General features: G+C 72.6%; 18 protein-coding genes. 13 read left to right on the forward strand and 5 right to left on the reverse strand.

Annotated features, from left to right (window positions below):
* The first annotated feature begins 117 nt into the window (after positions 1–117).
* Together ACFWRT_RS10220 and ACFWRT_RS10225 are read left to right on the forward strand one after the other, a co-directional pair.
* A complete protein-coding gene (locus ACFWRT_RS10220; RefSeq protein WP_380950711.1) occupies positions 118–912 on the forward strand; it encodes a CYTH domain-containing protein in 795 nt (264 codons plus the stop codon).
* 225 nt (positions 913–1,137) lie between these two features.
* Positions 1,138–1,779, forward strand: a complete 642-nt coding sequence (locus tag ACFWRT_RS10225; RefSeq protein WP_380950709.1) for a TetR/AcrR family transcriptional regulator — start codon at positions 1,138–1,140, stop codon at positions 1,777–1,779.
* Between the two features lie 21 nt (positions 1,780–1,800).
* Here ACFWRT_RS10225 and ACFWRT_RS10230 read toward each other — a convergent pair whose 3' ends face one another.
* Positions 1,801–2,454, reverse strand: a complete 654-nt coding sequence (locus ACFWRT_RS10230; RefSeq protein ID WP_380950708.1) for an HAD family hydrolase — start codon at positions 2,452–2,454, stop codon at positions 1,801–1,803.
* Between the two features lie 144 nt (positions 2,455–2,598).
* Here ACFWRT_RS10230 and ACFWRT_RS10235 point away from each other — a divergent pair, with 144 nt between their 5' ends.
* Together ACFWRT_RS10235 and ACFWRT_RS10240 are read left to right on the forward strand one after the other, a co-directional pair.
* Entirely contained in the window at positions 2,599–3,342 is a 744-nt protein-coding gene (locus ACFWRT_RS10235) for an MBL fold metallo-hydrolase (protein ID WP_380950707.1), read from the forward strand.
* Between the two features lie 95 nt (positions 3,343–3,437).
* Positions 3,438–5,087 carry a right-handed parallel beta-helix repeat-containing protein gene (locus ACFWRT_RS10240; protein ID WP_380950706.1) on the forward strand — a complete coding sequence of 550 codons (1,650 nt, stop codon included), beginning with the start codon at positions 3,438–3,440 and terminating at the stop codon, positions 5,085–5,087.
* Positions 5,088–5,184: 97 nt separating this feature from the next.
* Here ACFWRT_RS10240 and ACFWRT_RS10245 read toward each other — a convergent pair whose 3' ends face one another.
* Complete coding sequence (locus ACFWRT_RS10245; RefSeq protein ID WP_380950704.1) at positions 5,185–5,889, reverse strand: GDSL-type esterase/lipase family protein; 705 nt, start codon at positions 5,887–5,889, stop codon at positions 5,185–5,187.
* A gap of 152 nt (positions 5,890–6,041) precedes the next feature.
* Between ACFWRT_RS10245 and ACFWRT_RS10250 the strand changes: the two genes are divergently transcribed.
* Positions 6,042–7,067 carry an SdiA-regulated/phytase-like domain-containing protein gene (locus ACFWRT_RS10250; RefSeq protein ID WP_380950702.1) on the forward strand — a complete coding sequence of 342 codons (1,026 nt, stop codon included), beginning with the start codon at positions 6,042–6,044 and terminating at the stop codon, positions 7,065–7,067.
* Between the two features lie 28 nt (positions 7,068–7,095).
* On the opposite strand, the gene ACFWRT_RS10255 is transcribed toward ACFWRT_RS10250, so the two are convergent.
* Positions 7,096–7,497, reverse strand: coding sequence for a PPOX class F420-dependent oxidoreductase (locus ACFWRT_RS10255; protein WP_380950701.1), 402 nt, complete (start codon positions 7,495–7,497; stop codon positions 7,096–7,098).
* A gap of 59 nt (positions 7,498–7,556) precedes the next feature.
* Positions 7,557–8,411, reverse strand: a complete 855-nt coding sequence (locus ACFWRT_RS10260) for a TetR/AcrR family transcriptional regulator (RefSeq protein ID WP_380950700.1) — start codon at positions 8,409–8,411, stop codon at positions 7,557–7,559.
* Between the two features lie 134 nt (positions 8,412–8,545).
* On the opposite strand from ACFWRT_RS10260, the gene ACFWRT_RS10265 reads away from it, so the two are divergent.
* Positions 8,546–9,646, forward strand: coding sequence for an ATP-binding cassette domain-containing protein (locus ACFWRT_RS10265; RefSeq protein ID WP_380950699.1), 1,101 nt, complete (start codon positions 8,546–8,548; stop codon positions 9,644–9,646).
* A complete protein-coding gene (locus ACFWRT_RS10270) occupies positions 9,643–10,482 on the forward strand; it encodes an ABC transporter permease (protein ID WP_380950698.1) in 840 nt (279 codons plus the stop codon). The genes ACFWRT_RS10265 and ACFWRT_RS10270 overlap by 4 nt, the downstream gene beginning before the upstream one ends.
* A gap of 43 nt (positions 10,483–10,525) precedes the next feature.
* Here ACFWRT_RS10270 and ACFWRT_RS10275 read toward each other — a convergent pair whose 3' ends face one another.
* Entirely contained in the window at positions 10,526–10,990 is a 465-nt protein-coding gene (locus ACFWRT_RS10275; RefSeq protein WP_380950697.1) for a MarR family winged helix-turn-helix transcriptional regulator, read from the reverse strand.
* Positions 10,991–11,126: 136 nt separating this feature from the next.
* Here ACFWRT_RS10275 and ACFWRT_RS10280 point away from each other — a divergent pair, with 136 nt between their 5' ends.
* The 6 genes from ACFWRT_RS10280 to ACFWRT_RS10305 all read left to right on the forward strand — a co-directional run bounded on the left by ACFWRT_RS10280 (position 11,127) and on the right by ACFWRT_RS10305 (position 14,263).
* Positions 11,127–11,804, forward strand: a complete 678-nt coding sequence (locus ACFWRT_RS10280) for a hydrolase (protein WP_380950696.1) — start codon at positions 11,127–11,129, stop codon at positions 11,802–11,804.
* Positions 11,805–11,886: 82 nt separating this feature from the next.
* Entirely contained in the window at positions 11,887–12,195 is a 309-nt protein-coding gene (locus tag ACFWRT_RS10285) for a GNAT family N-acetyltransferase (protein WP_030567121.1), read from the forward strand.
* 13 nt (positions 12,196–12,208) lie between these two features.
* Positions 12,209–12,463 carry a (4Fe-4S)-binding protein gene (locus ACFWRT_RS10290; RefSeq protein ID WP_380950695.1) on the forward strand — a complete coding sequence of 85 codons (255 nt, stop codon included), beginning with the start codon at positions 12,209–12,211 and terminating at the stop codon, positions 12,461–12,463.
* 83 nt (positions 12,464–12,546) lie between these two features.
* A complete protein-coding gene (locus tag ACFWRT_RS10295; protein WP_380950694.1) occupies positions 12,547–12,942 on the forward strand; it encodes a nuclear transport factor 2 family protein in 396 nt (131 codons plus the stop codon).
* 138 nt (positions 12,943–13,080) lie between these two features.
* On the forward strand, positions 13,081–13,776 hold the full coding sequence (locus ACFWRT_RS10300) for a class I SAM-dependent methyltransferase (protein ID WP_380950693.1): 696 nt from the start codon (positions 13,081–13,083) through the stop codon (positions 13,774–13,776).
* Between the two features lie 166 nt (positions 13,777–13,942).
* Positions 13,943–14,263 carry a gas vesicle protein GvpO gene (locus ACFWRT_RS10305; protein ID WP_380950692.1) on the forward strand — a complete coding sequence of 107 codons (321 nt, stop codon included), beginning with the start codon at positions 13,943–13,945 and terminating at the stop codon, positions 14,261–14,263.
* The last annotated feature ends 14 nt before the right edge of the window (positions 14,264–14,277 follow it).

Consider the following 14,277-nt stretch of genomic DNA (forward strand, 5'->3'; position numbering starts at 1 on the left):
GGCGTCGGCCCCTGCCCCGTACGACAGGGTCGAGCCGACCCCGTGTGAACAGGCGTGATGCGGGCAACGGCGGTAAGGAGGCGAACTCGCCTCCGGGACCGACGTGGGAGAGCCGCCGTGACGTACGCCAATGCCGAAGACTGCTCACCTCCGCTGCGGGGCGCCCTCGAATCGGTCATAGGCGGATACATGACGGTCGTCGCGGAGGTGCTGCTGGCCGAGGAGGTCCCGGTGGCCGGCGTCTCCGCATACGGGGATGTGCACGACCCGAGCCAGGACGACTTCGAGGGGGACGTCGAGGGGAGCGTGGAGTTCACGGCCGCGTTCAGCCGGACGCTCCTGGGGGACGGCGGGGAGACGGGGCTGCTGTGGTGCGGCGTCTCCGGATGGTGCTTCTTCCACATCCCCGAGGGGTCCGGTCGCTCGCTGCTGGACTCCGCCCGCTGGATGGGGAGCGGACTGACGCCCGCGCCGGTCCGTGTCGCCGCGTTCCTCTCCGAGGTACGGCTGGACCCGCGCGAGGCGGGAAGCGCCGAGCGGCCCTTCTACCGCGCGCCGCACAGCGAGCCGGACGCTCTGCTCGGACGGCTCGAAGCGTTCGGCGCGGCGGGAGAAGGCCCGGAGCTGGGACCCGATGACGCCGTGACCCGGCTGCGGAGCACGGCCTGTCGGCGGCGCGCCGTGGAGGCGCTCACGGCGGAGGGCCAGGAGATCGTCGACGTGGCACTTCATACCGGCGAACTGGAGGCGTTGGCGGGCCTGCTGGAGTACGTCGAGGGAGCCACGCCGGACGACGCCCTGCGCGAACTGGCCCGGCGCCTGGCCCGGGACCTGGCCCTGCGGGCGCGCGACGGAGTCGAGAGCGTGGACGAGCACCGGGAGGCGTTCTCGTACGCGGAGGAGCAGTGCTGAGGGCCCGGCGCGCCCCTCACTTCTCGTCGCGCCGACCGTCGCGCCGACCGCCGCGCCGACCGCCGCGCTGATCGACGCGCCGAGAAGAAGCGTTTCCGCGTGCGGGCATTCGCCCGTTCGGGTGTGGCGTGGCGCTCCGGTGGCCCTCCGGGCGCGCACAATGGGGCGGCGGTTCGTGCAGAGGTGCCGAGGCCCTCTCCCGCACCTTGCGCTGAAGGAGGACCGGTGGCTGATGGCTGGGCGGTTCAGCGGACGGGGCCCGGTGACCAGGCCCGTACCCAGGCGAGGGAACAACTGCTGGACGCCGCAAGGGAGCTGTACGGGGTCGTCGGCTACCGGGAGACCTCGGAGGCGGACCTGTGCGAGGCGGCCGGGGTCACGCCCGACGCGCTCCGGCAGGAGTACGGGACCCGGGAGGGGCTGCTCATCGCCCTGCACAACCGGGTCACCACCACCGGCCTGCGGGCCATGGAGGCCGCCCTGCTCTCCGAGGGGATGGACGAGTGCTCGATCGCGGATCGGGTCCGGCGCCTCTTCGACGCGTACGTGGAGTCCGTCACCCGCGATCCGCGCGAGGCACGGGTGACCTTCGTCGAGGTGCTGGGCGTGAGCGCGGTGGTGGACGAGCACTGCAAGCTCTGGCGCGCGCTGTGGACGGAGTTCCTCACGGGGGAGGCCGAGCGGGCGGTGGAGCGGGGCGAGGCGGAGGACCGGGACCACCGGGTCGACGTCATGGTGATGGTCGGCTCGGTCCACGAACTGATGGCCCACCACACCCGCCGCTGCCGCCGGGCCCGCCCGGAGGAGGTCTCCGGCGAACTGACCCAACTGGCGCTGACGATGCTCGGGTCGCAGCCGGTGGGGTGAGGGTACGGAGGCGAGAGCCGGTCACCGGCCGGCGAGCAGCCCGGACAGGGTGCGCATGTCGTCGAAGACGACGGTGCCGGGGCCTTCGAGGTGGTGCGGGGGAGTCATGCCTCCCGCGTAGGCGAAGGCGCGCATCCCGGCGGCCCGGGCGGCCTGAAGACCGTACTGGCTGTCCTCGACCACGGCGCACGCCTCGGGCGCGACGCCCATCCGCCGCGCAGCGTGGAGGAACAGATCGGGCGCCGGCTTGCCGTGCTCCACCTCGGTGGCGCTGAAGACGCGGCCCTCGAAGCGCTGGCGGAGGCCGCTGATCCCCAAGGTGAAACGCATCTTGTCGTGGCTCCCGCTGGAGGCTACGCAGGTGGGGATGTGGGCGAGCGCGTCGAGCGCGTCGACCACACCGGGGACGGCGGTGAGTTCGGCTTCCAGCGCGTCGCGGTAGAGGTGCGCGAACTCCCCCTCCCAGTCGGCCGGCAGGCTCCGCCCGAGGTGGGCCTCGATGTCCCTGGTCATCGCCCGACTTGAGCGGCCCATGAACCGGTCGACGATCTCCGCTTCGGTGAGGGGCCACCCCAACTGGGCCAGGACGAGAGCATCGATGCGCACGGCGATGCGCTCGCTGTCGACGAGGACGCCGTCGCAGTCGAATATGACGAGTTCGACGGGCTGGATCATGTCCGCAGAATAGACGGCCGTCCTGCTTGGGCAGCCTGCTGCGCACCCAGGCGTCTCGCGGGAGATGCAGGGGACGCACGGCTGAAGGCTCCGCTGTCGGCAGAGCCGCCGGACACCGCCCCGCCCGGCTGCCAGGCTGGCTGGATGACGCAGCGTACGAACGTGACCGAGACCGTCACCGTGCACCGCCTCGACCTCGGCTTCTTCGTCCGGCCCGCAGCTGAGACGGGCGGTCCGCACCCCAGAGTGGAGCCCGTTCTCGCCTATCTCGTCGAGCACGAGCGCGGGCGGCTCCTCTTCGATACGGGCATCGGGGCCGGGGACGCGGGGGCCGAGGCGCACTACCGGCCCCGGCGGCGGCCGTTGCAGGCCGCGCTGGCTGCTGTGGGGGCGGGACTTGGGGACGTGGACGTCGTGGTGAACTGTCACCTCCACTTCGACCACATCGGCGGCAATCCTCTGCTGGCGGGCGTGCCCGTGCTGGTGCAGGAGACTGAGCTGGCTGCCGCGCGGCGGGGTGGATACACCATCGACGCCCTCGTCGAATTTCCCGGCGCTCGGTACGAGGAGCTGTCCGGGGAGGCCGAACTCTGGCCCGGGGTGTGGGTGGTGCCGACCCCGGGGCACACCGACGGGCATCAGTCGCTCGTCGTTCGGCAGGAGGGCGGCACGGTGGTCGTTTTCGCCGGGCAGGCCCATGACTTCGCCTCGCACTACGCCTCCGACGAGCTGGCCCGACGCGCCGTGCTCGACGGGGTGGCGCCGCCGCTTCCGCCGTACCGGCCCTGGATGGACCGGCTGGCCGCGTTCGAGCCGGAGCGGGTGTTCTTCGCGCACGACTGCTCGGTCTGGGAGCCGGTGTCGGGGCGGGCCGGCCTGCCCGGGTGATCAGCGGTCCGTGGCAGGATGCCTCGCAGACTTTGGATCGCGGAGGTTGGGCCGGAGCTGCCTGGCCGCCCCACCTGGCGAAGGACGAACCGACCATGGACAGACGCGCCCTGATGCTGGCTACCGGCGGGCTCCTCGGCGGTGCCGGTGCCGCCCGGATACTGGCCGCCGGGCCGGCCGCCGCCGATCCGGTCCCGCCCGCCGTCGTCTTCGACGTACGGGAGCACGGCGCGGTCGGGGACGGGGTGGCCGACGACACTGCCGCGTTCCGCTCCGCGCTGACCCGCGCGCGGGCCGTACCCGGCGGCGGCGCGACCCTGCTCGTGCCGCCCGGTTCGTACGCGCTCGGGGAGTCCCTGCTCCTCGGCCCCGGCATGACCGTGCAGGCCCACGGTGCCCGGCTGTTCCGGACGGGCAACACCTCGGCCCTCATCAAGAACTACACCAGCGGTATGCCCGCCGTCGCCGGCTATGAGGGGGCCGGGAGCATACGCGTCTTCGGCGGTACGTGGGACATGCGCGGCAGCCAGTTCACCTCGACCTGCCCCGCCTTCGTGTTCACGCATGCCGACGGATTCACCGTCCGGGACGCCACCGTCCTCGACGTCCCCCAGGCGCACGCGATCGAGCTCAACGCGGTCCGGCGGGCCCGGATCGTCGACTGCCTCTTCGACGGCGTGTACGCCGGGACCGGCACTCCGGTCGTGCCGAACCGGCTGGAGGCCGTACAGATCACCGGCGCGACCGGTGCCGCCAATCTGCCCGCCCCCGACTTCGACGGCACCCCGTGCGAGGACATCCTGATCAGCGGGTGCGTGATGCGGAACTCCCGGCCCACGGTCAACTCCCCGTACGACGCCCTGTGCGGCGACCACTACGTCGCACCCGCCGGTGCGCCCCCGACGCACCGGCGGCCGCACCGGAACATCCGCGTGCTGGCCAACCGCGTGGAGAGCAGCGGGGCCTACGGTGTCCGGGCCACCGACTGGGCCCAGTCGGTGATCGCCGACAACACGATCGACGCGGCCGCGATCACCGGCATCCACGTCAGCTCCGGTTCGGGCATCCCGATCGAGGACATCTCCATCACCGGGAACACGATTCTCGGCGCGGGCTCCGGGGGCGGCACCGGCTCCGGCGGGGGGATCGTCGTGTCCAACACGTCGGCCGGGCAGAACAGTTCGGTGGTCGTCAGCGGCAATCTCGTCCGCGCCACGAACGGCGAGACGGGGATCTACGTCAGCCGTACGGACGGGGCGACGATCACCGGCAACGTCGTCGCCACGACCCGCCACCCGTCCGACGGGAACTGCCAGGGCATCCAGGTGCAGCGGTCCCCGCACGCCGTGATCACCGGCAACCATCTGTCGGCCGTCGAAGGCGACGGCATCGGCGTCGACACCGGGTCGACCGAGGCCCTCATCGCCCAGAACACCGTGCTCGGCGCCACCCAGAACAGCATCTCGGTGGCCTCATCGGAAGCCGCCGTCCGCGACAACCGGATCACCGGCGCGGGCACGGGCGGACCGGCCGGGACCTATGCCATCCGGATCGGCGGCAACGCGGTGAACGTGTCGGTCCAGGGCAACGTCGCCCGCGTCGGCGAGGGCGGCGGCGCCGAGGCCGGTGTGGGGGTGATGGCCGGCAGCCAGGGTGCCTGGGTCACCGGCAACGACCTGCGCGGCTGGGGCACTGCGGTCCGCAACCTGGGTACGGGGACCGTGGCCGACGGCAACCTCGGCTGAGCCGACGGGCCTGCGGACGCCCCGGTCCGACAGGGCCCCGCCCCGGCGTCCACCCTCGGCGTCCAGGGGGCGGGGGGAGGACCGGGCCGGAGCCCCGTCAGGCCGGGACCGCCGCCGCTTCCAGCCGCGCGTACGGGCCGCCCAGACCCCACGCCTGGTGCATCGCGTCGGCGAAGGCGGCGGCGAGGAGGTGTTCGCCGGTCGGGCCGGGGTGGGTGCCGTCGTACGTGTCCGTGTGGATGTCGTACCCCGGCGGGCGCGAGGCCAGCAGGAGCGGGGAGGCCGGGGTGTCCAGGTCGGCCACGGCCTTGGCGAGGAGGTCGTTGAAGCGGGCGCAGGAGGCGGCGAAGGGGGCGTCCGACTCGGCCCGGACGTTCGGTATCACCGGGAGCAGCACCATCCGGATGTGCGGGTTGGCCGTGCGGGCCGCCTCGATGAACGCGCGGGCGTTGGCCGCCGTCTGCTCGGCGTCCGTGTAGAACCCGAGGTCTATCAGTCCCAGCGAGACCAGCAGCACGTCCGCCTCCGCCGCGCGCACCGCGTCCGCGATCACCGGGGCCATATGCAGCCACCCCTCGCCCCAGCCCGCCAGGTGCCTGCGGGCGTCGGGCGGGAAGGACGGGTCGGCGTACGCGTCGGAGAGCGGGGCGTTCGCCCCGGGGTCGTACAGCGTCGTGCGCGGCCCGACGATCTCGTACGGAGTCGGGCAGAGGGCCTCAAGGTGCTGCCACAGGCGGTAGCGCCAGGTGAAGTCGCCGGTGGCGCCGATGGTCATGGAGTCGCCGACCGGGAGAAAACGCATGGCGTCATCATGGCCGATCGCGGCTGTGGCCTGCGACGTGACGATGGACACGGTGGGGCCGGCCGGGGTGGACCCTGCGGTGGACGGGGCGGGGGCCGTGGACCGGGCCGGGCCGGGCCGTGGACGAGTCCGGGACGGTGGACACTTGGGCCATGCGTCCGTATCCGAGCCGCCCGGCACGTCTCGCCGTTGCCGCCCCTCCCGCCGCAGCCTTCCTGCTGCTCCTGGGGGCCGCCTGCCCCGCCGTCGCCGCCGACGGGGAACCCGACCGTGACTTCACGATCGAGGACTCCCGTATCACCGAGTCCAGCGGTCTCGCCGCCAGCCGTCTGCACCCCGGCGTCTACTGGACGCACAACGACAGTGACGACGGCCCCTACGTCTTCGCCGTCGACTCCCGCACCGGGAAGACCGTCGCGACCATCACCATGCGGGGTGTGGGGGAGCCGCGCGACGTGGAGGGCATCTCCATCGGGCCGGACGGGGACATCTACGTCGGTGACATCGGGGACAACCTGGACGGGTCCTGGTCCCACGTCTGGATCTACCGCTTCCCCGAGCCCAAGGCCCTCCGCGACGCCACCGTCACCGCCACCCAGTACGACGTGAAGTACGCCGACGGGGCCCGCAACGCCGAGGCGCTGATGGTCCACCCGAAGACCGGGCGCGTCTACATCGCCTCCAAGAACGAGGACGGCGGCGGGCTCTACGAAGGGCCGGCCGAGCTCACCACCGGCGCTCCGAACACCTTCCGGCGGGTCGGCGAGGTGCCGTGGGTGACGGACGGGGCCTTCTCGCCCGACGGGGGCTCGCTGGTGCTGCGCTCGTACTTCAGCGCCCGCGTGTACGACTTCGAGGACGGCCGCATCGGGGAGAGCCGGTCGGTCGCCGCGCCGTTCCAGCGGCAGGCGGAGTCGGTGACCTACACGGCGGACGGCTCGGCCCTGATGTTCGGCTCCGAGGGGGCGGGTAGCGGGGTCGTGCGGGTCGAGGTGGAAGGGGGCCCGGAGAAGGAGGGGGGCCAGGGGGAGAAAGGGAAGCCTTCGGGGAGTGGCAGTCCCTCCTCCGGGGCCGGTGACGGTCAGGACGGTGACGGCAAGGGCAGTGTGGGGCTCGGTGCCGTGGTCGTCATCGGCGCGGGAGTCCTGTGGTTCGCCCTCCGGAAAAAGCGGGGGTAGGCGGCGGAGAGCGCGGCGTGCGGGAGCCTCAGTCGCCGTTCACCACCGGCCACACCTCGTAGTGCAGCGTCCTGTCCCGCTTCAGCCGGTGCACCAGTGGCACCAGCACGCCCTGCACGATCGGGTACTTCCGCGACAGCATCCGTGCCGCGTGCGTGTTCTCCTTCGTGCCCGGCCGCAGCAGCCGCGCGTGGGCGCTGATCTCCGGACCCGTGGCTCTGCCCCGGACCGTGCACGGGGCCAGCTCCACCTTCGGGTGGTTGCGCATCCGCTCGACCTTCCAGGCGGACGAGAACGTACGGATGAACGCGTGATCGCCCTCCACCGCGATGTTCACGGGCGTGCCGACCGGCGTGCCGTCCTGGCGGTGGGTGCTCAGCAGGACGGCGTACTGCTTCACGAAAGGGGCTAGCTCCCGGCTGGCGTCCATATATCCATTGGGGCACGGGCCGGGCGCCCTGTCATGTCCGGTCATGCCTGGTACGTCGTTCAGCCGTCGGCCGAGCCGGCCGCCTTCCGCTCCGCGACCAGGACCTCGAAACCGGCGATGAGCCGTTCCAGCCCGAACGCGAAGTGGTCGAAGTCGGCGCTGAAGGTGTCCTCCGACATCCCCGCCATCATCGGGTACGCGCCGCTGAGCATGGCCCGCTCCAGGTAGGGGCGCTGGCTGTCCCAGAACTCCTCGTCGCTCAGCCCGGTCTGCGCCACCGCCTCCGCCGCGTCCCCCTGGGTGCGGGCGAGGCCCTCCACGAAGCTGTTGACCGTGATGATCACGCCGATCAGCTCGGGGTCGCGCAGCCCCATGGAGCGCAGAGCGGCGAGCGAGAGCTCCAGACCGCGCAGGGCGCTGGGGCCGAGCACCGTACGGGCCTGGTTGATCTTCAGCAGCCAGGGGTGGCTGCGCAGGTTGTCGAGGTAGGTCGTGGCCATGGCGTTGATCGCCACCCGCCAGTCCTCCGGTACGGGGTGGTCGGCGGCGGGACGGTCGGGCTCGGCGGAGAGCGGCTCGCCCAGGACCCGGTCGAGCATCAGGTCCAGGAGTTCGGCCTTGCCGGGGACGTACCGGTAGAGCGACATCGTGCCCGTGCCGAGCTCGGTGGAGAGCCGGCGCATGGAGACGGCGGCCAGCCCTTCCGCGTCCGCGACGGCGATGGCGGCCGTGACGATCCGGTCCAGCGTGAGGCCCGGTTTGGGGCCGCGGCTGGGGCGGTCCCCGGTGCCCCACAGGAGCTCCAGGCTGCGCGCGATGTCGCCGCTCCCGGTGGTGGTGCCGTCCGTCGCCTTCGCCGCCGTCGCTGTCGGTCCCGTCGACCCTGTTGATCCTGTCGATCCGTCGTTCGCCATGCGGTCAGCGTAGTGCGCGGGAGGCGATTTGGGTACGCCGTACTCGTATTGAGGTACAGCGTACTCAGTTTGGGGTACGGTGTACTCAATTCGCTTCCGGGTCAGTCGGAGAAGCAGGGGGTTATGCCATGGCCATGTCTGAATCCAGGCCGAGGTCCGGGTCCGGTTCCGGGTCCGCGTTCGCGTCCGGATACGCCGTACTCGCCGAAGGGGTCGTCAAGCGGTACCCGGCGAAGGGGAAGGGCGGGGTGGAGAAGCGGGCGCTCGACGGGTTCGACCTCGCCGTCCGTCCCGGCACCGTCCACGGCCTGCTCGGCCCCAACGGTGCCGGGAAGACCACCGCCGTACGGGTCCTCGCGACCCTCCTGCGGTACGACGCGGGCCGGGCCGAGGTGGCCGGGGTCGACGTGGGGCGCGAGCCCCGCCGCGTACGGAGCAGGATCGGGCTCGCCGGTCAGTACGCCGCCGTCGACGAGGGCCTCACCGGGCGGCAGAACCTGGAGATGTTCGGGCGCCTCTTCCACCTGGGCAACCGCGGGGCCCGGCAGTGCGCCGGGGAGCTGCTGGAACGGTTCGACCTGGTGGAGGCCGCCGACCGGAGCGCCAAGGAGTACAGCGGCGGCATGCGACGCCGGCTCGACCTCGCCTCCTCGATGATCCTCTCGCCCGACGTGCTCTTCCTGGACGAGCCGACGACCGGGCTCGACCCGCGCGGCCGGGGCGAGGTCTGGGACGCGGTCCGGGCCCTGGTGGCGGGCGGCACGACCGTACTGCTCACCACGCAGTACCTGGACGAGGCCGACAGGCTCGCCTCGCACATCACCGTCATCGACCGGGGGCGGGCCATCGCCGACGACACCCCCGACGCGCTGAAGAACCGCGTCGGGGGCGACCGGATCGAGGTCGTCGCCGCGGAGGAGGGCGACCTGGCGGCCGTGGCGCGGGCCGTCGGCCGGGTCGCCGGGGGCGGGCTCGTCCTCACCGACGGCACCACCCGCCGGGTGCACGCCCAGGTCGCCGACCGGGTGGCCGCGCTGACCGAGGTGGCCCGAAGCCTCCAGGACGACGGGATCGCGGTGGAGGACATCGGGCTGCGCCGGCCGAGCCTGGACGACGTGTTCCTGCGGCTGACGGGCCACGGCGCGGGTACGGATGACGCGCCCGCCGGCGACACGCCCGCCGACGGCGCGCCTGCCGGCGACGCCCAGGCCGTACGAGAGGGGGCGGCGGCATGACCGTCGTCGCACCGGGCCGCACCGCGGCCGAGGCGCCCCGCGAACACGGCCTCGCCCACTGGGCTGTCTCCGACTGCTGGAACATCACCCGCCGCAGCCTGACCCACTACCAGCGGCAGCCGTCCGCCGTCGTCTGGCAGCTCGGCTTCCCGATCCTCTCCGTCCTGCTGTACGGATACGTCTTCGGCAGCGCCATGAAGGTGCCGGGCGGCGGCGACTACCGGGAGTTCCTGATGCCCGGCATGTTCGCGATGACCATGGCCATGGGGTTCATGAACACCGCCGTGGCCGTCGTCACCGACGCGGGCAAGGGGGTCGTCGACCGCTTCCGGTCCATGCCGATGGCGCCCTCCGCCTTCGCCTCCGGCCGTGGGGTGGCCGACCTGACGGTGGCCGCCGCCGAGCTGACCATCCTGGCCGTCACCGCGCTGCTGATCGGCTGGCGCGCGGGCGGCGGGGTGGTGCCCGCCCTCGGGGCGTTCGGGCTGCTCCTGCTGCTGCGGTTCAGCCTGATCTGGGTGGGCGTCTGGCTGGGCCTGCTGGTTCCGACCCCGGAGGCGGCGGGCGGGCTGTACGCGGTCGCCTTCCCGCTCACGATGATCTCCAGCACCTTCGTCGCCCCGTCCCTCATGCCGGGCTGGCTGGGCACGGTCGCCGCCTGGAACCCGCTCTCCTCGACCGCGACGGCCACCCGCGAGCTCTTCGGCAACCCGGTGGCGGGCGGCGGTACGTGGGTGGAGGAGCACGCCCTGCTGATGGCCGTGGTGTGGCCGGTGGTGATCACGCTGGTCTTCCTGCCGCTGGCGGTGCGGCGGTTCCGGCTGCTGAGTCGCTGACAGCGGGCGTGATCGGCCGCGGCGGTGGTCGCCGCGGCCGGTCTCAGTCGGGCTGCTTCTCCATGTGGGCGAGGACGCGGTGGGAGATGCGGGCGAGGGTGTCCAGCTCCTCCTGGGTGAGGGCGTCGACGAACAGCCGCCGCACGTGGTCCACGTGGACGGGCGCGGCCTCCTCGATGGCCTCGCGGCCCGCCGGGGTGGCGACGACGAACGCTCCGCGCCCGTCGTCGGGGCAGTCCTCCTTGGCCACAAGTCCACGCTTCGCCATCCGCCCCACCTGGTGGGACATGCGGCTCTTCTCCCACTCCACCAGCTTGGCCAGGTCCATGAGGCGCATCCGCCCGCCGGCCTCGGTGAGCTTGGCCAGCACGATGTAGTCGGCCGGGGACATGTGGGAGTCGGCCTGGACCTGGCGGGAGAGCCGTCCGATGAGCTTCTCCTGCATGCGGATGAAGCCGTCCCAGGCGGCCTGCTGTTCCGGGGTCAGCCAGCGAGGCGGTGCGTCCATGGAAGGAGCGTAGCGAGGCCGTCGCGGCTCCCGGTGAACCGGCCGCCACCAGAACTGGTTGACGCATCAACCACCTGCTGCCTAGTGTGGGTGACGCGTCAACCACATGGCGTACGGCTCCAGAAGGGACACCCCCATGAGCACCGCGAGCACCGTCAGCACCCCGAACAAGGCCGGACTCGACGCGCTGCTGACGCCCGAGGAGAGCGTCCTGGTGCTGATCGACCACCAGCCCTTCCAGTTCGCCAACCTGAACAGCCACGAGCCGACGATGGTCGTCAACAACGTCGTCGGACTCGCCAAGGCCGCCAAGGCGTACGGCGTCCCGACCATCCTGACCACGGTGCTGGAGGAGCGCGGCGGCTATCTGATCCAGGGCATCCAGGACGTGTTCCCGGAGCAGAAGCCGATCGACCGGACCTTCATCAACACCTGGCAGGACCAGCGCGTGGTCGACGCCGTGAAGGCGACCGGGCGGAAGAAGCTGGTCCTCGCCGGGCTCTGGACGGAGATCTGCCTGGCCATGCCCGCCATCCAGGCGGCCGGCGAGGGTTTCGACGTCTACGCCGTCACCGACGCTTCGGGAGGCGTCTCGGCGGAGGCCCACGACATGGCGGTGCGCCGCATGGTCCAGGCGGGCGTCGTCCCGATCACGTGGATGGCCGTGATGGGGGAGTGGCAGCGCGACTGGGCCCGCGAGGAGACCCTGCCGGCGGCCGCCGAGGTCCAGGCCCAGCACGGCGGCGCCTCCGGGGTGGCCTTCGCCTGGGAGACGCAGCTCCTGGCCGCCGGGCGCGCCGGAAGTGCCGCCTGACCCCGGGCTGGTACGACGGGGACGCACCACCCGGACCGGGCCGGTGCGGCACGAACGCAGAGAAGAGGAGAGGACAGGACACATGGCAGTCGCAGTGAAGGATGTTCCCGAGGCCAAGCGGTACGAGGCGCGGATCGAGGGGGAGTCCGAGGTCGCGGGCTTCGCGGACTACCTCCGTACGACGGAACTCATCGCGTTCCTCCACACCGAGGTCTCACCCCGGTACGAGGGCAAGGGGGTCGGGTCGGCCCTGGCCCGTACCGCCCTCGACGAGGCGCGCGCGGCGAAGCTGAGGGTGTTGCCCACCTGCCCGTTCTTCGCGGGGTGGATCGCCCGGCACCCCGAGTACCAGGACCTGCTCTACCAGTCCCGCAGCCGGGTCAGTGACTGAACGGAGGCCCGGAATGAGCGAGCGGACGGACCGGCGGTCGTACGAGGGCCGGTCGATCACCGTGACCTTCGAGGCCGGACGCTGCCGGCACGCCGCCGAGTGCGTCCGCGGTCTGCCGGAGGTGTTCGACACCGGCCGGCGCCCGTGGATCCGGCCCGACGGTGCCGACGCCAGTCGCGTGGTGGAGGTGGTGCGGCGCTGCCCCTCGGGCGCGCTGCGGTACGAGCGTACGGACGGCGGGGAGGGGGCCCGGCCCCCTTCCGTATGAGGGCGGCGGGACAGGGTCCTGTCCCCCTTCCGTACGAGGGCGGCGGGGAAGGACCCCGGGCCCGTCAGGACCAGCGAGGAGAGATGACCGTGACCGAACACCCCGAGGCGGACCCGGCCCGGCGCAACACCGAGACCGTCCTCACCGCCATGCGGGAGCTCTTCGCCGAGAAGGACCTCACGGCGCTCGACCGGTACTGGGCCGAGCCCTACGTCCAGCACAGCCCTGGGATGCCGAGCGGCCTGGACGCCCTCCGTGCCGCGGTCCCGGATCTGCGGGGCTTCCGGTGGGAGCCGCAGCGGATCGCGGCACAGGGCGACCTCGTCTTCACCCACAGCATCGTCCACGGCTGGGCGCCGGGCCCCGTCGCCATCGTCGACGTCTTCCGGCTGGAGGACGGCCGCATCGTCGAGCACTGGGACGTCGTCCAGGACCTCGTCCCGCCCGAGGAGACGGTCAGCGGCAACCCAATGGTCTGACACCGGGGCCGGGGAATGCGTGGCCGGCCTGACACCCGGGGCCGGGGAATGCGTGGCCGGCCCCGGGTGTCGGGGCCGGGGAGGGCGCCGCTGGTCCGACTCCCCGGCCGGGGGGAGGCGCCGCCTACAGTGGCGGCCATGACCGCCGCCTCCGGCCCGCCGGCCGACTTCCAGCGCACCACCCGGGACTCGTACGACGCCATCGCCCCCGCCTACGCCGAGTTCTCGCGCGGCGAGCTGGCGGCCAAGCCGCTGGAGCGCGGGGTGCTGGCCGTCTTCGCGGAACTCGCGGCGGCGGGCGGAGGCGGGGGCGGCCTGCCCGTGGCCGACGTCGGTTGCGGGACGGGCCGGGTCACCGCGCACCTGAGCGAACTGGGCCTGGGCCTCGACGTGTTCGGGATCGACCTCTCGCCGCAGATGCTCGCGGTCGCCCGTCAGGAGCACCCCGGGCTGCGCTTCGAGGAGGGTTCCATGCTCGCCCTCGGCCTGCCGGACGCCTCGCTGGGCGGCCTCCTCGCCTGGTACTCCACGATCCACGTCCCGGACGAGGAACTGCCGCGCGTCTTCGCGGAGTTCCATCGCGTGCTGGCCCCGGGGGCGCCTGTGCAGCTCGGCTTCCAGGTGGGGGACGAGCCGCTGCGGATGACGGAGGCGCTGGGCCGGGAGGTCTCGCTCGTCTTCCACCGGCGGCAGCCCGATCGGGTGGCCGGGCTGCTGCGGGAGGCGGGCCTGGAGGTCGTGTTCCGGGTGTGGCGGGAGCGGGAGACGGAGGGGCCGTTCCCGGAGCGGGTGCCCCAGGGGTTCGTCCTGGCCCGTCGGCCGCGAGAGGTCTGACCCCGCCCACCCTCCCTGTCCTCCCTGTCCTCCCTGCGCTTCCGCCGGAGGCCCGCCGGCCGTACCCCCTCGCCTCCGCCTGAGGTCCGGCCCCGGTGGGGGGGGGCGTCGCACCACCGGCTCTTCCCAAGATGCGGGGAGCCCCACAGTGACCAGACTGGTCACCATGGCAGACCAACGTTCAGCGCGCGCCGAGCGCTCCTCCACGGGGACGAAAAAGAAGCCCCCGGCCGCGAAGGGGCCCGAGCACGCCGCCCGCGCCGCCTGCCGGAGCCTGGAAACGCTGATCAGCCACCCGGCCGAGGGCGTCTCCGCGATCCGGCGCTCCGACGACGGCTGGGCCGTCGTCGTGGACGTCCTCGAAGTGCCCCGCATCCCGGACACGACCAGTCTCCTCGCCTCGTACGAGGTGCGGCTCGACCAGGCCTGCGAACTCCTGGAGTACACCCGGGTCCGCCGCTACCGGCGCGGTGCCGCCGACGAGTGACCCGTCCGACTCCG

Source organism: Streptomyces cyaneofuscatus, from assembly GCF_042718795.1.
GTDB lineage: Bacteria > Actinomycetota > Actinomycetes > Streptomycetales > Streptomycetaceae > Streptomyces > Streptomyces cyaneofuscatus_A.